This window comes from Ruegeria sp. AP12 (genome assembly GCF_056540025.1).
The window spans coordinates 1-786 of the sequence record NZ_JBQFVZ010000179.1 but is presented as its reverse complement, the minus strand read 5'-3'; the positions used below and the strand labels follow the sequence as shown (position 1 = coordinate 786).

Below are 786 nucleotides of genomic sequence, written 5' to 3'. Positions count from 1 at the left end.
GCCCGACCACAACGGCCGAGGACCTCAAGGTGCTGATGTCCAAGCTGAACCCCGAAAACGAAGAGGGTCGTCTGACCCTGATCGCCCGCTTCGGTGCAGGCAAGGCGGGTGAGCATCTGCCGCGTCTGGTCAAAGCGGTCAAGGAAGAGGGCGCCAAGGTCACTTGGGTCTGCGACCCCATGCACGGCAATACGATCAAATCGGCCACCGGGTACAAAACCCGCCCGTTCGATTCGGTCCTGCGCGAAGTGCGGGACTTCTTTGGCGTGCATCAGGCCGAAGGCACCATCCCCGGTGGTGTGCATTTCGAGATGACCGGTCTGGACGTCACCGAATGCACCGGCGGCGTGCGTGCCGTGACCGAAGAGGACCTCTCGGACCGGTACCACACGGCGTGCGACCCGCGTTTGAACGCGTCGCAATCGTTGGAACTGGCCTTCCTGGTCGCCGAAGAACTGACCAACCTGCGCCGCGACCGCACCAAGCGCGAAGCAAGCTAAGGTTCAATCAATCAAAGAAAACGGCGGGTCCTTAGCCCGCCGTTTTTCTTTGGATCAGTCGTCGCGCGATGCAACCAGCCTGAGGTGCCCTTTGGGGCGTTTGAATTCTGCCTTGCCCTCGGCAAAGCCCTAAGCAAAACCGTCCGTGACTTCCAGCTTTGGCTTGGCCGGCGCCTGAACCTCGCTCACCGGTTTGATCCGGCTGTCTTGGATCGAGAAGCGGCGCGGGGTCGCTCCGATCGCGCCGTCACTGAACATGACGCCCATAACGCGACTGACATCCCCC

Annotated in this window: 1 protein-coding gene; it reads left to right on the top strand. The window is 61.7% G+C overall.

The window, feature by feature from the left end; genetic code table 11:
* A partial coding sequence (locus ACR0E6_RS22105) for a 3-deoxy-7-phosphoheptulonate synthase (protein ID WP_480587400.1) occupies positions 1-500 on the top strand: 500 nt, incomplete at its 5' end.
* Positions 501-786 lie beyond the last annotated feature (286 nt).